Source organism: Micromonospora sp. AMSO12t, assembly GCF_008806585.1.
GTDB lineage: Bacteria > Actinomycetota > Actinomycetes > Mycobacteriales > Micromonosporaceae > Micromonospora > Micromonospora reichwaldensis.
This window is the reverse complement of record NZ_WAAS01000014.1, coordinates 35,299-53,709: the sequence shown is the minus strand read 5'-3', so window position 1 is coordinate 53,709 and position 18,411 is coordinate 35,299. Positions and strand designations below refer to the sequence as shown.

18 protein-coding genes are annotated in these 18,411 nt (G+C 75.5%); 6 read left to right on the top strand and 12 right to left on the bottom strand.

Annotated elements, in window-relative coordinates:
* Positions 1–45: 45 nt before the first annotated feature.
* Complete coding sequence (locus F6X68_RS03880) at positions 46–831, bottom strand: RNA ligase family protein (protein ID WP_225851958.1); 786 nt, start codon at positions 829–831, stop codon at positions 46–48.
* A 166-nt stretch (positions 832–997) separates the two neighbouring features.
* Between F6X68_RS03880 and F6X68_RS03875 the strand changes: the two genes are divergently transcribed.
* Positions 998–1,423, top strand: coding sequence for a type II toxin-antitoxin system Phd/YefM family antitoxin (locus F6X68_RS03875; RefSeq protein ID WP_151452949.1), 426 nt, complete (start codon positions 998–1,000; stop codon positions 1,421–1,423).
* Positions 1,424–1,607: 184 nt separating this feature from the next.
* On the opposite strand, the gene F6X68_RS03870 is transcribed toward F6X68_RS03875, so the two are convergent.
* Genes F6X68_RS03870 through F6X68_RS03855 form a run of 4 tightly spaced genes read right to left on the bottom strand, consistent with a single transcriptional unit; the run spans position 1,608 to position 4,688 of the window.
* The gene (locus F6X68_RS03870) at positions 1,608–2,672 is read right to left on the bottom strand and encodes an ABC transporter ATP-binding protein (protein WP_151452948.1); all 1,065 of its coding nucleotides are present in this window, start codon (positions 2,670–2,672) and stop codon (positions 1,608–1,610) included.
* A complete protein-coding gene (locus tag F6X68_RS03865; RefSeq protein WP_151452947.1) occupies positions 2,669–3,484 on the bottom strand; it encodes an ABC transporter permease in 816 nt (271 codons plus the stop codon). The genes F6X68_RS03870 and F6X68_RS03865 overlap by 4 nt, the downstream gene beginning before the upstream one ends.
* A complete protein-coding gene (gene modA, locus F6X68_RS03860; RefSeq protein ID WP_151452946.1) occupies positions 3,481–4,266 on the bottom strand; it encodes a molybdate ABC transporter substrate-binding protein in 786 nt (261 codons plus the stop codon). The genes F6X68_RS03865 and modA overlap by 4 nt, the downstream gene beginning before the upstream one ends.
* Positions 4,263–4,688, bottom strand: coding sequence for a molybdopterin-binding protein (locus F6X68_RS03855; protein ID WP_151452945.1), 426 nt, complete (start codon positions 4,686–4,688; stop codon positions 4,263–4,265). Before F6X68_RS03855 ends, modA begins: the two co-directional genes overlap by 4 nt.
* A gap of 197 nt (positions 4,689–4,885) precedes the next feature.
* On the opposite strand from F6X68_RS03855, the gene F6X68_RS03850 reads away from it, so the two are divergent.
* Together F6X68_RS03850 and F6X68_RS03845 are read left to right on the top strand one after the other, a co-directional pair.
* Entirely contained in the window at positions 4,886–6,019 is a 1,134-nt protein-coding gene (locus tag F6X68_RS03850) for a transporter substrate-binding domain-containing protein (protein WP_225851957.1), read from the top strand.
* A complete protein-coding gene (locus tag F6X68_RS03845; RefSeq protein WP_225851956.1) occupies positions 5,911–7,050 on the top strand; it encodes a hypothetical protein in 1,140 nt (379 codons plus the stop codon). The genes F6X68_RS03850 and F6X68_RS03845 overlap by 109 nt, the downstream gene beginning before the upstream one ends.
* A gap of 61 nt (positions 7,051–7,111) precedes the next feature.
* Here F6X68_RS03845 and F6X68_RS03840 read toward each other — a convergent pair whose 3' ends face one another.
* Together F6X68_RS03840 and smpB are read right to left on the bottom strand one after the other, a co-directional pair.
* Complete coding sequence (locus F6X68_RS03840) at positions 7,112–7,504, bottom strand: SCO5389 family protein (protein WP_151452943.1); 393 nt, start codon at positions 7,502–7,504, stop codon at positions 7,112–7,114.
* 234 nt (positions 7,505–7,738) lie between these two features.
* The gene (gene smpB / locus F6X68_RS03835; protein WP_132234882.1) at positions 7,739–8,233 is read right to left on the bottom strand and encodes an SsrA-binding protein SmpB; all 495 of its coding nucleotides are present in this window, start codon (positions 8,231–8,233) and stop codon (positions 7,739–7,741) included.
* A gap of 113 nt (positions 8,234–8,346) precedes the next feature.
* Between smpB and F6X68_RS03830 the strand changes: the two genes are divergently transcribed.
* Positions 8,347–8,886, top strand: coding sequence for an RNA 2'-phosphotransferase (locus tag F6X68_RS03830; RefSeq protein ID WP_151452942.1), 540 nt, complete (start codon positions 8,347–8,349; stop codon positions 8,884–8,886).
* Between the two features lie 7 nt (positions 8,887–8,893).
* Here the strand turns inward: F6X68_RS03830 and F6X68_RS03825 are convergent, their stop codons facing one another.
* From F6X68_RS03825 to F6X68_RS03810, 4 genes are all read right to left on the bottom strand, one after another.
* Positions 8,894–9,406, bottom strand: a complete 513-nt coding sequence (locus F6X68_RS03825) for an NUDIX domain-containing protein (RefSeq protein WP_151452941.1) — start codon at positions 9,404–9,406, stop codon at positions 8,894–8,896.
* Positions 9,407–9,482: 76 nt separating this feature from the next.
* The gene (locus tag F6X68_RS03820) at positions 9,483–10,043 is read right to left on the bottom strand and encodes an NADAR family protein (protein ID WP_151452940.1); all 561 of its coding nucleotides are present in this window, start codon (positions 10,041–10,043) and stop codon (positions 9,483–9,485) included.
* 166 nt (positions 10,044–10,209) lie between these two features.
* Positions 10,210–10,851, bottom strand: coding sequence for an SRPBCC family protein (locus F6X68_RS03815; RefSeq protein ID WP_151452939.1), 642 nt, complete (start codon positions 10,849–10,851; stop codon positions 10,210–10,212).
* The gene (locus F6X68_RS03810) at positions 10,848–11,228 is read right to left on the bottom strand and encodes a helix-turn-helix transcriptional regulator (RefSeq protein WP_132234872.1); all 381 of its coding nucleotides are present in this window, start codon (positions 11,226–11,228) and stop codon (positions 10,848–10,850) included. Before F6X68_RS03810 ends, F6X68_RS03815 begins: the two co-directional genes overlap by 4 nt.
* Before the next feature lie 188 nt (positions 11,229–11,416).
* On the opposite strand from F6X68_RS03810, the gene F6X68_RS03805 reads away from it, so the two are divergent.
* On the top strand, positions 11,417–12,649 hold the full coding sequence (locus F6X68_RS03805; RefSeq protein ID WP_151452938.1) for a TIR-like protein FxsC: 1,233 nt from the start codon (positions 11,417–11,419) through the stop codon (positions 12,647–12,649).
* Between the two features lie 16 nt (positions 12,650–12,665).
* The gene (fxsT, locus tag F6X68_RS03800) at positions 12,666–16,580 is read left to right on the top strand and encodes an FxSxx-COOH system tetratricopeptide repeat protein (RefSeq protein ID WP_151452937.1); all 3,915 of its coding nucleotides are present in this window, start codon (positions 12,666–12,668) and stop codon (positions 16,578–16,580) included.
* 73 nt (positions 16,581–16,653) lie between these two features.
* On the opposite strand, the gene F6X68_RS03795 is transcribed toward fxsT, so the two are convergent.
* Entirely contained in the window at positions 16,654–18,408 is a 1,755-nt protein-coding gene (locus tag F6X68_RS03795) for an HEXXH motif-containing putative peptide modification protein (protein ID WP_151452936.1), read from the bottom strand.
* Between the last annotated feature and the right edge of the window lie 3 nt (positions 18,409–18,411).

Below are 18,411 nucleotides of genomic sequence, written 5' to 3'. Positions count from 1 at the left end.
CGCCCGTTCGGCGGCGCGCCCGACCGGCGCGCCGCCGAACCGTCGTCAGCGCCTGGCCTCGCGACGCTTCAGGGTGCGCTCGTAGTCCTGGAACCGCGCCTTGGCGATGGCCGAGCGGTCCGCCGCGCGGAGCACCAGGCCCTCGGACCGGCCGGCCGGACCGTCCAGGGCCACCAGGGTCCGGGGCAGGTGCGCGGTCAGGAACGTGTGCGTCCCGTCGATGTCGCGGGGCAGCTCCTCGGCGGGGACGGTGGCCAGCCGGGGCACCGTCGGCAGGCCCAGCGATTCGGCCCGCCCGACGAGGTCGGCCTCCCCGAGGAACCGCTGGCCGCCGCCGTCGCGCCAGGCCGAGATCCGCTGCGTCGGCCAGTCGAGCATCGGCGCGGGGTCGTCCAGCACGGCCACGTCGAAGAGCCGGTGCCCGACCCGGCGCTCGGCCGTGTAGTGCCGGGAGGCGGCGGTGACCTTGCCGCCGTACACCTCCAGGTAGAAGACCGTGATCCGGTCCTCCGCCGCCGCGACCGTCAGCCGCTCGGCCACGTCGCGCAGGGCGTCCACGATGCCCAGCGCGGGGTTGCCGATCAGGTCGCCGCGCGCGTACAGCAGTTCCTCGCGGCTGCCGATCAGGTACGCGCCGCCGGGCAGCACGACGATCCGGGCGTTCGTTCCGTCGACCTTCTCGGTGAGGGTGACCGGCCCGGTGAACGCCACGCACTCCGCCAGCAGCCCGCCGTCGCGGGGGTCCAGGGCGTGGTAGGTGGGGATCGACGGGTACTTGGTCAGCGAGTTGATCGTCCGCAGGTCGACCGTCCGGACGTCGAGGCGGGACACGGCAGCTCCTTCACGTGGCGGGGTGCGCCGCGCCGGTTCGCGGTGCGGCGCCGGGCCGGCAGCGTATCCGCCGCGAGGGCCCCGGCTCGCGCCAGTTTCCGGTCCGCGCGTCCACCCTGGACCGTCGGCGTGCGGAAGTGTCGTACCCGCGCGCGACCATCCATCCATGGCTGTCCCCGCTCTCACCCCGCACACCGACCAGCCGCGCTCGGTGCCGCTTCGCGAGGCGCGCACCCGGCTCACCCAGCTCGTCGCGCTGGCCGAGTTGACCGACACCGTCACCGTCGTCACCCGCGACGGCGATCCCCGCCCGGTGGCCGCGATCGTCCCGGCGGCCGCCGCCCGTAGCGCCGCCCAGGCGCGTGCCGACGGGGACCGCCTCGCCGCTGTCACCGCCGGCTGGGCCCGGCGCCTCGACGAGGCGCACCGGCGCAGCGCCCACCGGCACGCCGCCGAGCTGCGCGCGGTCACCGCCGCCCTCGCCGAGGTCTGGGCCGAACTCGACCGCCGGGTCACCCCGGGCAGCGACCCCGGTCTCGCCCGGCTCCGGGCCGCCCACGCCGACCTGCTGGCCGCCGACCCCGCCGCCTGACCCGCCCGGGGTCCGCGCCGCGTCCGGCGTCGCTCGCGTCCGCGCCGTCCCGGGCTCCGCGCCACCCCCGGGCTCAGTGCCGCGCGGTTGCCTGGCCGGGATCCGGTGTGCCGCCGTCGACCGCGCCCCGACGCTGCCGAGGGCAGCGCTCGCGCGTGCCGCCGGCCCTGGGGGCCGCAGGGTGTCAGCCGGCGGGGTACGCGTGGGTCTGCGCCGCCTTCACCGCGGCCCAGACCGGCTGGCCGGGGGCCAGCCGCAGCTGCGCGGCGGCGGCCGGCGTGACGTCCGCCGACACCCCGATCGGCCCGTCGAGCTGCACCCGCAGGTCGTCGCCGTGCCGCTGCACGCCGGCCACCGTCGCCGCCCAGGTGTTGCGCGGGCTGCCCTCGGGCCGCGACGGGTGCAGGGCCACCGCCGAGGGCCGGAAGGCGACGAAGACCTCCCCGTCGAGCCGGTCGGCGACGGTGAGGGTCAGCCCGTCGGCGACCCGGACCCGGTGCCCGTCGGCGTGGCCCCGGTGCAGGTTCAGCCCGACGAGCCGGGCCACGTAGTCGGTGCGTGGCCGCGCCGTGACGGTGGCGGCGTCCCCCTCCTGCACCACCCGCCCCTCCTCGACGACCACGAGCCGGTCGGCCAGCACCAACGCGTCCAGCGGATCGTGGGTGACCAGCAGGGTGGCACCCGGGTGCGCGGCGAGGTGCCGGTGCAGCTCCGCCCGGGTGTCCAGCCGGGTACGCGCGTCGAGCGCGGCGAGCGGCTCGTCCAGCAGCAGCAGCGCCGGCTCGACGGCGAGCGCGCGGGCCAGCGCGACCCGCTGCGCCTGCCCGCCGGAGAGGTGCCGGGGCCGCCGGTCGGCGTGCTCGGCCAGGCCGACCCGGTCCAGCCAGTCGTGGGCGGTCCGCCGGGCGGTACGCCGGTCGGCGCCGTGCCGCCGGGGCCCGAACGCCACGTTCTCCCACGCGCTCAGGTGCGGGAAGAGCAGGTAGTCCTGGAAGACCACGCCGATCGGCCGGCGTTCGGTCGGCGTCCAGGCGCGGCGCAGCGGCCGGTCCAGGTCGACGCCGTCGAGGGTGAGGTGCCCGGCGGTCAGCGGGAGCAGGCCGGCGAGCGCGCGCAGCGCGGTGGTCTTGCCCGCCCCGTTGGGGCCGAGCAGCGCGACCACCTCGCCGGCGGCGACCCGCAGTGCGACGTCGAGGCGGAAGCCGTCCCGCTGCACCACGAGGTGCGCGTCGAGCAGGGGCGCGCTCACGGGCTGGTGATCCAGCGGTCGCGCAGCCCGGCGAGGATGGCCACCGAGACCGTGAGCAGCACGAGGCTGAGCACCACGGCGGCCTGCACGTCCGTCTCCAGCGCCAGGTAGACGGCCAGCGGCATGGTCTGCGTACGCCCCGGATAGTTGCCGGCGAAGGTGATGGTGGCGCCGAACTCGCCGAGCGCCCGGGCCCAGCACAGCACCGCCCCGGCCGCCAGGCCGGGCGCCACCAGGGGCAGGGTGACGTGGGTGAAGGTCGTCCAGCGGCCCGCCCCGAGGGTCGCCGCCGCCTCCTCGTACCGGCCGTCGGCGCCGCGCAGCGCCCCCTCCACGGCGATCACCAGGAACGGCATCGCCACGAACGCCTCCGCCAGCACCACGCCGGCGGTGGTGAACGGCAGGGTGATTCCGAAGGTCGCGTCGAGCCAGCCGCCGAGCAGGCCACGCCGGCCGAAGACCAGCAGCAGCGCCACCCCGCCGACGACGGGTGGCAGCACCAGCGGCACGGTGACGAGGGCGCGCACCAGGCGCCGGCCGGGAAACTCGACGCGGGCCAGCAGCCAGGCCAGCGGCACCCCGAGCAGCAGGCAGAGCAGCGTGGCCAGCGTGGCGGACAGCAGGGACAGCCGCAGCGCGGTGAGCACGCCCGGCGCGGCGAGCCGCTGCGGCAGGTCGGCCCACGGCGTACGGGCCACCAGCCCGACCAGCGGCAGGACGAGGAAGACCAGGCCCAGCACGGCCGGCAGCAGCAGCGCGACGGGCACCCCGGGGCCCCGCCGGCGCAGGCGCCCGCCGTGGGTACGCGTCACGGGGCCTGGAACCCGGCCCCGGTGAGCACCGCGCGTCCCCGCTCCGAGCGGACGTACGCGACGAAGGCCCGCGCGCCGTCGGGGTTGGGCGGGTCCCGCAGCGCGACGATCGGGTAGTCGTTGACGGCGCGGGCGGACTCGGGGAACTCGACGGCCGTCACGTCGGCCGTGGCGGCCAGGGCGTCCGTGCGGTAGACGAGGGCCGCGTCGACCTCGCCGAGCCGCACCTTGGACAGCGCGCCCCGCACGTCCTGCTCCAGGGTGACCGGGGTGAGCGCGACCGAGGCGGCGTCGAGCGCCGTCCGCGCCGCCGCCCCGCAGGGCACCTGCTCCGCGCAGAGGGCGACCTTCACGCCCGGCCGGGCCAGGTCGGCCAGCCCGGCGACGCCCCGCAGGTTGCCCCTCGGCACGGCGACGACGAGCTGGTTGCGGACGAAGACCACCGGATCGCCGTCGGCGTTGCCGGCCTCGGCGACGGTGGTCATGTTGCGCGTCGCCGCCGAGGCGAACACGTCGGCCGGGGCGCCCTGGTTGATCTGGGCGGCCAGCGCGGCGCTGCCGGCGAAGTTGAGGATCACGCTCGTGCCCGGGTGGGTCGCCTCGAAGTCCCGGCCGATCCGGGTGAACGACTCGGTCAGCGAGGCCGCGGCGAACACGGTCACCGTGCCGTCCGTCGACCCGCCACCGGCGGTGGTGCCCGCGCCGCACCCGGCCAGGGCCACCAGGGCGGTGATCACCGCCGCCGCCGCCGCGACCGTCCGCGAGCGCCCCGCCGCTCTCACGACCCCTGCCTCCCCCGGGAGGCCCCGGACGGGGAGGCGCGTTCCACCACCACCGTGGTCGACTTGATCACCGCGACGGCCAGCGAACCGACGCGCAGGTCCAGCTCGTCGACCGCCTCCCGGCTCATCAGCGAGACGATCCGGAACGGCCCGGCCTGGATGTCGACCTGCGCCATCACGGTGTCCTTGACGACGTTGACCACGATTCCGCGCAGCCGGTTGCGGGCCGAGGAGGCGTCCGACCGGTCGTCGGGCTCGGCGGCCTGCCCCCGGGCGAACGCGGCCAGCTCGACCCCGTCGATGGCCCGGTGCCCGTGCTCGTCGCGGCCGGCGGCGAGCCGCCCGGCGTCGACCCACCGGCGCACGGTGTCGGCGCTGACGCCGAGCAGTTCGGCGGCCTCCCCGATGCGGAACGTCGTCACCGGCCCAGCCTAGCGTCCGGCAGATGCGAGGAGAAGGGCGGGCAGCTCGTCGCGGATGCGGCCCGGAAGAGCCCATTTTCCTCGTGTCCGCGGCCGGCGCAGCCGCGACACGGCCGACCGTCCGGATGCTGTCGTGACCTGGCGGGATGGACCACAATGGAGGGCTCGGGCGGGGGACGGCGACCGGGAGGGCCGAGTTGGGTCAGGACGACGAGGGCAGCGGCAACCCACCGGCGCCGGAATCCGTGGAGGCCCCCACCGCGCGCCGGTCGAGGTCCCGGCAGGTGCGCCTGGCGGCCCTGCTGCTCCTGCTGGTGGTGATCGTGGCGGCCACGGTACGGGTGATCGTGGCGACCGGCCCGCCCACCTGGGACGAGCTGCGCGAGCGGGCGGGGCTGACCAACCGGGACAGGCTGGTCATCGGGGTCAAGGACGACCAGCCGGGCGTGGCGCAGAAGCTGGAGAACGGCGCGTTCGAGGGCTTCGACATCGAGATCGCGTACATGATCGCCGAGGACCTGGGGTTCGACGCCCCGGAGGTGACGCTGCTGGCGATCGAGAGCGAGGACCGGGCCCGCCGGCAGGCGCGCGACGCCAGCGGCAGCTTCGTCACCGTCGATTTGGTGGTCGCCTCCTACAGCATCACCGAGCAGCGCCAGGGGCAGGGCGTGGTCTTCTCCTTCCCCTACCTGGAGACGGAGCAGTCGGTGGTGACGCTCGCGTCCGACAGCCGCAAGGTCGCCAGCCTGCGTGACCTCGACCGGGCGAAGGTCTGCACGCTGGGCACGTCCACCTCGGAGCGGCGCCTGCGGGACGCGGGCGCGAGCCCGATCGGCCGCAACCGGATCAGCGAGTGCATCCAGGCGCTCTACGACGGTGATGTCGACGCGGTCACCACCGACGCGGCGATCCTGGCCGGCTTCGTGGGCCCCCGCCCGCCGGGCGAGCTGCCGCCGGCGGTGAAGCTGCGAGGGCGCCAGGAGTTGCAGCACTGGGACATCGGCGAGGAGGCGGCGGAGAAGTGGGGCGTGAACACCGGCCCCAATCCGGCGATGCGGGACCTGGTCAACCTCTCCCTGCAGCAGTCGGCGGAGGGGCCCGACGGCTACCGGTGGAAGGCGGCGTTCGACCGGTACCTGGCCTCGGAGCAGCAGTACAGCAACCTGCAGCAGGTGGCGGTCGGCCGGCAGCCGGAGCCCGAGGAGAAGGTGGAGGTGCGGCAGTGGCCGTGGGAGAGATGGGCCCTGCCGTCTCCGAGTCGGCCGCGATCGGGCGCGCCGACCGTCGCCCGGGCACCAAGCAGGCGCAACAGGCGCAGCAGTGGCTGCTGACGCTGCTGCCCGCGTTCCCGGTGCTGCTGCTGGTGCTGCGGCTCTGGCGGCTCAGCCGGCAGGACATGCCGACGATGCTGCTGCTGGTGCAGTACGTCAGCCCGCTCGGGCTGCTCAGCGCCCTGCTGATCGCGCTGGTGTGGGCGTTCCCGCTGGTGGTGCTGGTGCTGACCGTTCTCGGCCGGCTGCTCCAGGTCAGCGCGCCTGACCGGTTCGACCCGGATCGCTCGCTGCTCGCCTACGGCACCGTGCGTACCCCCGGTTGGGTGCTGGTGGCGGCGACCGCGCTGGCGGCGCTCACCTGGCAGTTGCGGTTCCTGCCGCTGCTGATGATGCTCGCCCTCTGGCTGCTGGCGCTGCGGACCCGGCTCCGCTACCCGGACCGACCCCGCCTGCTCCTGGTCGCCACCCTGGTGCTGCCGGTCGTGGCGGCGACCGCGAGCTACGCCTGGCTGGCGCCCGCCGTGCCGGCCGCGATCAGCGACGGCGAACTGGCCACGGCCCTGCTGCTGGTCGTGCCCCCGCTGGGAGCCGTGGTGCTCACCGGCCCGGTGCCGCGCCCGGTCGCCCCGGCGCTGACCCACAGCCTCGCCTACGCGGTGGCGGCGGTGCTGCCGCTGGTGACGGGGGTGGTCTTCCTGCGGGTGCCGCTGCTGCCCGCGGTCGCCGTCGAGGTCGGCCCGGAGGCGGGCCCGGTGCGGGAGGTGGTACGCGGCCAGGCGGTCACGGTGACCGACCGGATGACGATCGTGCTCGACGGGCGGGGCGAGGTGCGCTTCCTGCCCAACGACCAGGTACGCGGGCAGCTCCTCTGCCCCGACCCGGGGCGGATCCCGGTCACCCGCGTGGACGTGTACGGCTGGCACGTGGAGGAGACGGCGCTGGACTGGATGATCCCCCGGCAACCGGTGGGGCGGGCGGACCCGCGCTGCCTGGGCCGGGTGCCGGCAGGGGAGCCCGCCGAACCGTCCGCGCCGCCGTCGCCCGGGCCTGCCGGGTCGTCCGCGCCTCCGCCCGCCGTCCCCCGCTGACGGCCGGCGGGCGGGGCGGGCCCTCGACGCCCCGTCCCGCCCGCCGGCCGCATCCGTCGGGTCAGCAGTTGCGCAGCTCGGGGGACTGGTTGAGCAGCTGGCCCCGGGCGGAGACGAACCGCCGGTACGCGTCGGAGCCGACCGCCGCCGGGCGGAACGCGGCGACCCGGTGGCAGTTCTGGAAGGCGAGCTTGACGTGGAAGTGCCGCTCCAGGCCGGCGCGGATGGCGTCGCTGGCGAGCGCCCGCAGCAACTGGCCGCGTTCGGCCTCGGTGGGCGGCGGGACGACGTTGTCGGCGTGGTCCGCGCCGGTGGACGCGAGTTCGGCGGCCACCCGGCTGACGGTCTGCCAGGCGTACGGCAGCGAGTCGCGGACGCAGGCGACGAACTCGGCGTCGTCGACGGGGCCGCGCTCGGCGGCGTCGAGCAGGGCGGGCGGGACGGTGAGAGACATGCTTCTCCTCCGGTTCACTGGTAATGACTACGGTTTTCATTACCGTGGCCGAGTGAGCACACCACGATGCGGACGGCGCGTCAACGACCGTCCGGCGTGCCGCGTCGACCCACCGTGACGGCGGTGGCACGCGGCGAACGACGACGGGCCGGACCGGCGCCACCGGCGGGTGACGGAGACGGCCGACGCGTCGGTCGGTCCGTGGCCGGCGTGCGGGGGAGGCGACGGGAGCGGTCAGCCCCGTCGCGCGGTGCGGCCCTTGAGGTGGCGGCCCAGTTCCCGGGCGATCTCCCGCTCGGCGTCGCGTTCGGCGAGCGCCTGCCGCTTGTCGTACGACTTCCTGCCCTTGGCCAGGGCCAGCTCGACCTTCGCCCAGCCGCCCGAGAAGTACATCGACAGGGGCACCAGGGTCAGGCCGCCCTCGCGGGTCCGTTCCAGGATCCGGGCGATCTCCACCCGGCGCAGCAGCAGCTTGCGGGTGCGCCGGGGCGCGTGGTTGGTCCAGCTGCCGAAGCCGTACTCGGCGATGTGCAGCCCGTAGAGCATCAGCTCGCCGTCACGCTCCTGGGCGAAGGCGTCGACCAGCGACGCCCGACCCTCGCGCAGCGACTTGACCTCGGTGCCGGCCAGCACGATGCCCGCCTCGTAGGTCTTGAGGATCGAGTAGTCGTGCCGCGCCTTCTTGTTGGAGGCGATCAGCCTGCGCTCGTTCTGCCGGGCCGCGTTCACCCGGCCGAGGATATCGGCTGCCGGCCAGGGCTGGCCGGCCCGGCGCCGATGCGGTGGCCGGGTCCGGCCGAATCCGATGGCGCCGGCGGTGCCCGGCGGGGGAGACTCCGCCAATGGATCATCGGGCGATGGTGCGGCTGAGCAAGCGGATGTCCCTGGCGTTGCGGCACGAGCCCGCCCGGTTCGGCCTCGCGCCCGACCGGGGCGGCTGGGTGTCGGTCGACGACCTGCTCGCCGCGCTCGGGATCGACCGCGCCGACCTGGACGCCGTGGTGGCCGGCAACGACAAGCAGCGTTTCGCCGTGGAACGCGGTGCCGACGGCGTCGAGCGGATCCGGGCCAACCAGGGGCACTCGATCCCGGTCGACCTGGAGCTGGCGCCCAGCCCGCCGCCGGCGCGGCTCTATCACGGCACCAGCCGCGTCGCGCTCGACTCGATCCGGGCCAGCGGCCTGCACCGGGCCGGCCGGCACCACGTCCACCTGTCGCCGGACCTGGCGACCGCCCGACGGGTCGGTGCCCGCCGGCCGGGCGAGCTGGTGGTGCTGACCGTGGACGCGGCGGCGATGGCCCGCGACGGGCACGCCTTCTATCGCAGCGCCAACGGCGTCTGGCTCACCGACGCGGTGCCCGCCCGGTACCTGGCCGACTGAGCGGGGCTCAGCCCGCGCGCCGGGCGAGGAATTCGGCGAGCACCCGGGTGTGGGTGGAGAAGGCCAGCTCCGTCGGCTCGGTGAGCACCAGCCACTCGGTGGCCTCCTCGGTCGGCGCTGACGGCGGCAGCGCCTCGGCCCGCCGCTCGGGCAGCTCGCCGAAGACCATGATCGTGCCGCCGGCCGGGGCGCCGTGCACCGCGAGGAGCCGGGCGTCGGCGGCGTCGGCACGCAGGCCGGTCTCCTCCCACAACTCCCGGACCAGCGCCTCCTGCCACTCCTCGCCGTACTCGATGAAGCCACCCGGCAGCGCGAGCTGGCCGCGGGCGGGCTCGATGTCGCGGCGGACGGCCACCACCCCGAGGCCCCGGGCCGTGCGGACCGGCAGCACCGCCACCGCGACGGGCAGCGGGTTGCGCCAGACCGTCCCGCCGCAGGCCGCGCAGACCCGCGGCCAACCGGCCGCCGGCGGATAGGCGGCGCCGCAGAAGGAGCAGTGGGAGTACGCCACGGCGGTCATGCCGCAGCACGTTACCCGGCACGCCGGGGGCCGCCGCGACCTGCCGCCCGGGGCGTGCGGCGGCGGCTCCCGGCGGTCACGGGCGGCCCGCGCGAAGTGCGTCCCGGGCCGCCATGAGGGCGAAGCCGAGCAGGTTCGCGCCCTGCCAGCGCGCCGGATCGTCCGCGCGCGGGTTGTCGGCGGCCAGGCCGATGCCCCAGACGCGGTCGAGCGGGCTGGCCTCCACGAGCACCCGTTCGCCGGTGCCGAGCAGGTACGCCCGCAGGTCGTCGTGCTGGTCGAACTTGGCGACGCTGCCCGCCACCACGATGTCGAAGCGCCGGGCCTCCCAGGTCGCCTGGTCGAAGCCCCGCACCTCGCGGCCGAGCGACTTGGCGCGTTGGGGGTGCCCGGCCGCCAGGATCCGGTCGGCGACCGCCGCGTCGCCGAACAGCATCGCCTTGTGCCACATCATCCAGTGCTCGGCGGTGGCGTACGTCCGCTCGCCGTCGGTGAACGGGGCCGGCCACCACTGGCTCAGGCAGCCGGGCCCGACGCTGCCGTCACGCTGCGGTCGGTGACCCCAGAAGTGCAGGTAGCGGATCTTCTCGCCAGCGTGGACGGCGGCGACGAGCTCGGTGACGGATCGCGGCGACATGGCGGCGAGTCTGCCCGAGGGGTCCGACGGAACGCGCGCGCTTTTCCGGCCGGCCGCCGGCGCGGGCGTCGGAGCCGCCGCGCCGCGCGGTCGGGTGCGCGGGGCGGTCGGTGCCGCCGCGCCGGGCGGTCGGGTGCACGGGCGGTCGCCGCGCCGGGCGGGGCGGTCAGGCCGGCGGCGCCCCGGTGTAGAAGGCGGTGGTGCGCTCCATGGCGCCCCGGGCGGCCTCGGCGTCGGTGCCGTCGGCGACGCTCGCCTCGCCCCACCGCTCGCTGCTCGCCGTCACGAACTGCCGGCCCTGCTCGGACACCGACCAGGCCTCGCCCTCCTCCGGCGTGACCCCGCTGCCGTCGGCGGCCAGGTACGACGCCAGGCCGAGCAGCGCCAGGTCCCAGCCGACGCCGACCGCGCCCGGGCCGAACTGGTCCCAGCGCTCCTGGTCGACGTGCGCGACGTGCTCCAGCTCGAACCGGGTCCGGTCGTCCCCGACCGGCGTCAGCCGCACCTCGATCCAGCTCACCTCGCCGCCGAACTCCCAGGTGGCGGCGAAGGCCTTCGGCGGGTCGCAGCGTTCGATCGTGCCGCCGGCGTTGCCCTCCAGCTGGTAGCGGCCGTCCAGCCGCAGGTCACCGGAGATCGGCATGAACCAGCGGGGGATCCGTTCCGCGTTGGTGCAGGCGTCCCAGAGGTCCTCCAGCGGCGCGTCGTACGTCTGGCTGATGGTCATCACCCGGGCCTCGCCGGCCTCCAGCACCCGCCGGCCGAGCTGGCGGCGTACGGCGTTGATCTGCTCGGTCGCGTCGATCATCGGTCTCTCCCGTGGTCGGTCGTGTCGTCTGTCGTGGGCGGCTGCTCGCGCAGCCGCCGTTCGCGCTTGCCTCGGGCCAGCTCGGTGGCGAGGGCGTGCAGGGGCGGCGTCCAGAACCGGCGGAAGTTGTCGAGCCAGCGGTCGACCTCCCGCAGCGGCCGGGGATCGACCGCGTAGAGACGTCGGGTCCCCTCCGCCCGCACGGTGGCGAAGCCGTTGTCCCGCAGCACCTTCAGGTGCTGGGAGACGGCCGGCTGGGAGATCCCGAACTCCCGCCGGATCACGTCGCACAGCCCGCCGGCGGTCGTCTCGCCGTCGGTGAGCAGTTCGAGGATGCGGCGCCGCACCGGGTCACCGAGTACGTCGAAGGCGTGCACGGAACCCTTTATATCAGTCACCCCTTATTTAAGCGACCCATGATGGGTCGGCGTGTCGCCGACGCCGTCGCGGAAGCGTCGGGGATACGACTCTCCACGGGTCGGTGCGAAGATCCGCACGACGCTACCCTGGCATCGACGGACATATACTTTCCGTACGATCGTGGAACCCGTGAGCGGAGGCGGGCGTGCCACTCTTCTTCCTGAGCTACGCCCATGAGGACAACCGCAACGGCCAGGTGCAGGAGTTCTTCGGCGATCTCAGCGAGGCGGTGGCCCGGCTGGCCGGCGTGGGCTGGGACCAGGCGGGATTCGTCGACGGGCAGCTGCCGCTCGGCGCGACCTGGTCGCAGGAGCTGGCCGACGCCCTCGCCACCAGTTCCTGCCTGGTGGCGCTGACCTCCCCCCGCTACGTGGTCAGTGACTACTGCGGGCGCGAGTTCCGGGTCTTCGCCGACCGGGTCGACGCGCACGAGCGGGAGTTCCGTCGCCGTCCCCCCGCCGTGCTGCCGATCCGCTGGATCCCCTGCGACCGCGTGCCCGAGGCGCTGACCGGCTTCCAGCACAAGAACTTCCCGGCCGGCGCCGTGTACGCCCAGGACGGGCTGCTCACCCTCAAGCAGCGCCGCCGGCACCACGACGAATACCAGGACTTCGTCGACGCGCTGGCCAAGCACATCGTGCAGACCGACCGCGACCACCGCCTGCTCCGGCCCGCCCGACGGCCGGTGCTCGCCCAGGTCACCAGCGCCTTCGAGACCACCCGCCGGCGGCCGGCACCCGGGTCGTCCGCCGCCCGGTCACCCCGCTCGACCAGCGCCCGGCACGTCTGGTTCGTCCTGGCCGCCGGCAGCGCGGCGGAGCTGGCCGGCACCCGCAGCGGGGCGGAGGAGCGCTACGGCGCGCTGGCCCGGGACTGGCGGCCGTACCGCCCCGAGTTGGAGGCGCCGATCGGCAGCTACGCCGGGGCGGTCGCCACCACCAAGAGCTACGGCTGGACGGTCGAGGACGCTGTCGACCTCGCCGAGGTGCGGGAGTGGGCCCGGGCGCACAACCAGATCGTCGTGCTCGTCGTGGACGTCTGGTCGGCCGGCCTGCCGCGCTACGAGCTGAGCCTCGTCGGCTACGACCGCGACCCCGACACCACCACCCCGGTGCTGGTGCCCTGGACGGCCGCCGACGACGCGGCGGCCGACGGCAACCAGCGGCTGTGGGAGACCCTGGCGCGCGTCCTGTCGCACCACGTGGTGCGCAACGATCCCGCGATGTGGCGACCGGAGATCGCCACCGCCGGCCGCTTCCACGCCGAGCTGGAGGACGCGCTGGTCGTGGCCCAGAGCCGCATCTACCGTACGGGCACGGTCTACCAGGAGCCGCCGTCGGACGGCCCGGTGTACCGCCCGATCCTCGAAGGTCCCTGATGGAGGCGGGCAGCCGATGGTGGTGAACGACGCGGCACGCGGGCAGATCGTCACGTTCTACTCGTACAAGGGCGGCACGGGACGCACGATGGCGCTGGCCAACGTGGCCTGGATCCTGGCCAGCCAGGGGCTCCAGGTGCTCGTGGTGGACTGGGACCTGGAGTCGCCCGGCCTGCACCGCTACTTCCACCCGTTCCTGCGTGACTCCGAGTTGCGCGCCACTCCCGGGGTCATCGAGATGATCTGGGATTACTCGATGGCCACGATGCAGCGCAATCCCGGCGACGACCCGCAGGAACTGCTCGCCGGGCACGCCAAGATCCAGCGGCGGGCGGTCTCGCTGAACTGGGAGTTCCCGCACGGCGGCGTGATCGACTTCGTGGCGGCCGGCCAGCAGGACTCGGCGTACTCGCGGTTGGTGAGCACCTTCGACTGGTCGAACTTCTACGAACGCCAGGGCGGGGCGGCCTTCTTCGACGCGGTCCGCGCGCAGATGCGCGCCGAGTACGACATCGTGCTGATCGACAGCCGTACGGGCCTGAGCGACGTCGCCGGCATCTGCACCGTGCAACTGCCCGACACCGTCGTCAACTGCTTCACCATGTCGACGCAGAGCATCCGGGGCGCGTCGGCCGTGGCCCGCTCGATCCGCGCCCAGCGCCCGGACGACCCGCCGCTGCTGGTGCCGGTGCCGACCCGGGTGGAGGACGCCGAGCTGCGTAAGCTGGAGACCGGCCGGGACCTGGTCCGGGCCGAGTTCGCGTCGTTCCTCGACCACCTCTCCGACGCCGCGCGGGCCCGCTACTGGAACACCATCGAGGTGCCCTACCGCGCGTTCTACGCCTACGAGGAGATCCTCGCCGCGTTCGGCGACCGTCCGGAGCAGGCGGGCACCCTGCTGGCGGCGTACGAGCAGCTCGCGTCGGTGGTGACCGGTGGCCGGGTCACCCGGCTGGAGCCGATGCCGGAGGAGGAACGGCGCCGCTCGCTGACCGCGTTCGAGCGGTCCCGGCTCACCGCCGAGCAGACCGTGCTGGTCGGCTACGCCTCGATGGACCGGCTCTGGGCGGAGTGGATCAGCGACCAGCTCGAGGAGGCCGGGCTGCGGGTGGACCGCCGCGCGGTCGACGTGCCGGTCCGCGCGGGTGGCCGCACCGAGTTCGACCGGGCGCTCGCCGCCGCCAGCCGGGTGCTGGTCGTGCTGACCCGGCACTTCGCGGCCACGCCGCTGGCGGGGGAGGCGTGGAAGGCCGCCGCCAGCCGGGACCAGGTCGCCGGCACCGGCGTGCTGGTGCCGCTGCGGGTCGACGAGTCCCGCCTCGCCCTGCCCTACACCGACCGCACCCCGGTCGACCTCAGCGACGTCGACGCCGGCACCGCCCGGACCCTGCTGCTCGAGGAGGTGGGCGCACCCGCGCACACGGTGACCGGGCGGGCGGTCGGCCGGTTCCCCGGCACGTTCCCGGCGGTGTGGAACGTGCGCCAGCACGGCACCACCTTCGTCGGCCGGGCGGCGCAGCTGGAGGCGCTGCGCGACCGGCTGACCGCCTCGCCCGCCTCCGGCGTGCAGGTGATCCACGGTCTCGGCGGGGTCGGCAAGACCCAGCTCGCCGCCGAGTACGCGCTCCGCTTCGCCCGCGACTACGACGTGGTCTGGTGGATCCCCGCCGACAGCGAGGAACGGATCCGGGGCGGGCTGGCCGACCTCGCCGAGGCGATGGGGCTCGGCGCCGGCGGCGGTGGCGAGGCGGTCCGGCGGGTGCTCGACGCGCTGCGCCGGGGCGGCCCCGGCCGGCGCTGGCTGATCGTCATGGACAACGCCGACGAGCCGTCACGGGCCACCCGGGCGCTGCTGCCGCAGGGCCCCGGGCACGTCCTGCTCACCACGCGCGACCAGACCTGGAGCGAGTACGCGGGCGCCACCGAGCTGACGGTCTTCGACCGGCTGGAGAGCGTCCAGCTGCTGCGCGACCGCGTCCGCGGCCTCACCGAGGAGGAGGCGACCCAGGTCGCGGAGAAGCTCGGCGATCTGCCGCTGGCGGTGGAACAGGGCGCGGCCTACCTGCGGGCCACGGCGCTGCCGGTGCAGCAGTACCTCGCCTCGCTGGACACCCCCGGCCTGCTGCGCATCCTGGAGGGCCGGCAGTCGGCCGGCTACTCCAAGACGCTCGCCGCGACCTGGCTGGTGACCCTGCGCCAGCTGCGGCAGGAGAAGCCCGCCGCCGCGCGCCTGCTGGAGCTGTGCTCGTACTACGCGCCGGAGCCGATCCCGGTCGCGATGCTCACCGGCGAGCGGTTCGCCGTCTTCATGGCCCCGTTCGACCCCACCCTCACCGACCCGATCCTGCAGGGGCTGGTCACCGCCGAGCTGGGCCGCTACGGCCTCGCCCAGGTCGACGCGGAGAACAACACCGTGCGCATCCACCGGCTGGTGCAGCTGGTGATCAAGGACCAGCTCGACGACCCCGCCGAGACCCGCCGCCAGGCCCAGTCGCTGCTCGCGGCCGCCAGCCCCCGCGACCCGGACAAGCCGGCCAACTGGCCGCGCTACGCCGAGCTGTGGCCGCACGTACGTCCCTCGGCGCTGCACGAGTCGACGGCCGAGGAGGCCCGCCAGCTCGTCGCCGACACGGTGCGTTACCTCTACCGGCGCGGGGACTACGAGTCCGCGCGCTCGCTGGCCGAGGACGCGTTGGACCGCTGGCGCGACACCGACGACGACGACGACCCCACCAAGCTGCGGATGCGGTTCCACCTGGCCAACGTGCTGCGCGCGCAGAGCCTCTTCGACCGGGCCTTCGAGATCGACCAGGACGTCTACGACCGGCAGCGGCGGATCTTCGGCGAGCACCACCTCTACACCCTGATGACGGCCCGCAGCCTCGGGGCCGACCTGCGCGCCCAGGGCCGCTACCACGACGCCGAGCAGCGCGACCGGCGCACCCTGGAGCTGAGCGTCCGCAGCTTCGGCGAGGACAGCGGCCGTACGCTGACCGCCGAGAACAACCTCGCCGTCTCGCTGCGGCTCGTCGGCCACTTCCGGGAGGCGGCCCAGCTCGACCAGCACATCTACGAGCGGCGCCGGGAACGCTTCGGCGACGAGGACCCGTCCACCCTCGCCTCCGCCAGCAACTACGGCCGGGGGCTGCGCGACACCGGGGAGCTGTGGCGCTCGCACAGCGTCCTGCAACGCACCTCCGTCAACCAGCAGAAGATCATCGGCCCCGACCACCCGGAGACCCTGCGTACCGCCAAGGAGCTGGCGCTGACCCTGCGCCAGCTTGGCCGCTTCGCCGACGCGCACCGGGTGCTGGAACGCACGGTGGTGCGCTACCAGCGCACCCTCGGCGGCGAGCACGCCGACACCCTCTCCTGCGAGATGGCGCTGGCGACCACCTGGTCGGCGGTGGGCGACAACCCGACCGCGCTGCGGATGGCGCGGCGGCTGCGCGACGCGTACACCGAGGTCCTCGGCGCCGACCACGCCATCACCCTGGCCTGCCTCAACAACCTCGGCGTGTTCCTGCGCAAGGGCGGCGAACACCCCCAGGCGCTCGACCTCGCCCAGCGGGTCCGCGACCAGCTTCTCGCCAGCCTCGGCGAGCGGCACCCGCACACCCTGCTCGCCACGCTCAACCTCGCCAACGACCTGTTCGCGCTCGGCGAGCGCGACGCCGCCCTGCTGCTGGACACCACCGCGTACGTCGAGCTGATCCGGGCCCTCGGCGCCGAGCACCCGGACAGCGTCTCGGCGGCGCTCAACCTCGCGGTCAGCAGGATCGCCACGGAGAGCGAGGCCGACGCCGGCCGCGCCCTCTACGACGACGCGTTCGGCCAGCTGGTGCAGCTGTTCGGTGGCGACAACCCGCGGGTGGTCCAGGCCCGCCAGCGCGACCGGTTCAACGGCTACATCGAGCCCGCCCTGCTCTGAGCGCCCGCCCTGCTCTGAGCGCCCGGGCTGCTCCGAGCGCCCGCCCTGCTCCGGGCCCGGCCGGGAGGGCGCGCTAGTCGGGGCCGTCGGCCAGCCAGGTCGCGACCGCCAGCGGGTCGGCGCCGGGCAGCCGCCGGCACAGCGCCCGGACCAGGTCGGGGCGGGTGGTCAGCACCCGCGCGGCGGCGGTACGCCCCAGCCGCCCGGCGGCCAGCGCGACGCCGACCAGCGCGTCGGCGTCCCCGGGGTCCCCGGCGAGCCGGCGGCGGTATCCCGCCAGGGCGCCGCCGGCGTCCCCCGCCGCGTACGCCCGGTCGGCGTGGTCCACCCGCCCCGTCGCGTCCGCCTCGCCGCTGCCCGTACCGCTGTGCTCCGTCGTCGCCAGCAGCCGCCGCCGCACCGCCGCCTCCGCGCCGGTGTCGCCGGTCGACGCGGGCCGGGCCGGGCCGGGCACGACGGCGGGTGCGGCGATCGGCGGCGGGCGCCGACCCCGCCGCCACGCGTACGCCACCTCCGCCACGCCGTCGTCGTCGGGGACCAGGTTGGCCAGCGCCCAGCGCACCGCCCCGCCGTCCGCGACGTCGCGCGCCGCCGCCTCGACCCGCGCGTCGCCGGTGGGCTGCCAGCCGCGCAGGGTGCCGGCCATGCCCGCCACGAAGGCCTGCCCGTCGTCGGTCAGCTCCGCGCTGCCGGCGAGCTGCGCGACGGCCCGCGCGGTCTGCACCCGCCAGTACGCGTACTCGAACGCGCAGCGGACGTCCTCGTGCCGTCGGCAGCGCCACACCTCGGCCACCCCGAGGTGGGCGTACGCGCCTTGCAACAGCGCGCCGACGGGGCGGGGGTCTGATCGCCACGGCGCCCGGTAGCGGGCCGGGCCGCCCGGCGCGTGCAGCGGCAGCAGGTCCAGCAGCGCGCCCAGCTTGGTGTGCTGCAACTCGTGCACCAGCAGCAGCGCGAGCGTCTGCGGGTCGGCCGGCACGGAGAGCGCGATCGCACCCAGTGCGGCACGGCTGGTGGCGCTGACCGGGTGCCCGGACGGCGGCGGCGTGAGCGGCACCAGCGTACGCAACAGCGCGGCCAGCCCCCGGGCGTGCGCCGGCAGCCGGTCGGTCAGCCAGTGCCACGCCTGCCCGGCCAGCCGGTCGAGCCGCTCCGCCGTGGCGTCGTCCAGGCGGCTCGTCGGCGGCCGGTGGTAGCGGCTCCGGTGCGGATCCTGGTCGTCGACGAGCACCTCGGTCGGGGGCGCGTCGGGGCCCGGGGTGAGCCGGCGGCTCGGCAGCCACCCGCGTGCCGGGGCGTGCCCGTCGCCCGACCCGTCGGTGGCGTGCACGGCACCAACCGGCCCGTGCACCGACAACCCCGGCGGCGGTCGCCCGTCGCCGGCCGACCGGGGGTCGTAGCGCCGTCCCGTGCCGCGGACGAGCGCGGTGCCGGCGCCGAGCCCGACCGCGCCGCCCACCGTGGGCAGCAGCAGCGCACCCTGCGGGCAGGGCACGGCGAGCGTGAAGGCAAGGCCCGCGCGCAGGGCGGCGGCCCCCGCCAGCCCGGCCAGGTAGGCCGCGTCGGGGCGTCCGTGCAGGGCGTCCGTGGCCCAGCCGGTGACCGGCGGGTGGGCCAGGACGTGGGCGACGGCCGCCGGATCCGCCCGCTCGGCGAGGGTGAGCAGGGCGAGGCACTGCGCGGCCGGCGAACCGGTCCCACCCGCGCGGGCGGCGGCGACGGTCAGCAGCCGCCGCCGCCCGAGCTGACCGGCGCGCAGCACCTCGAGCGTGGCGTCGTCGCCGTGCCCCGCGGCGAGGCCGGCGAGCTGGGCGGGGGAGAGCACCACCGG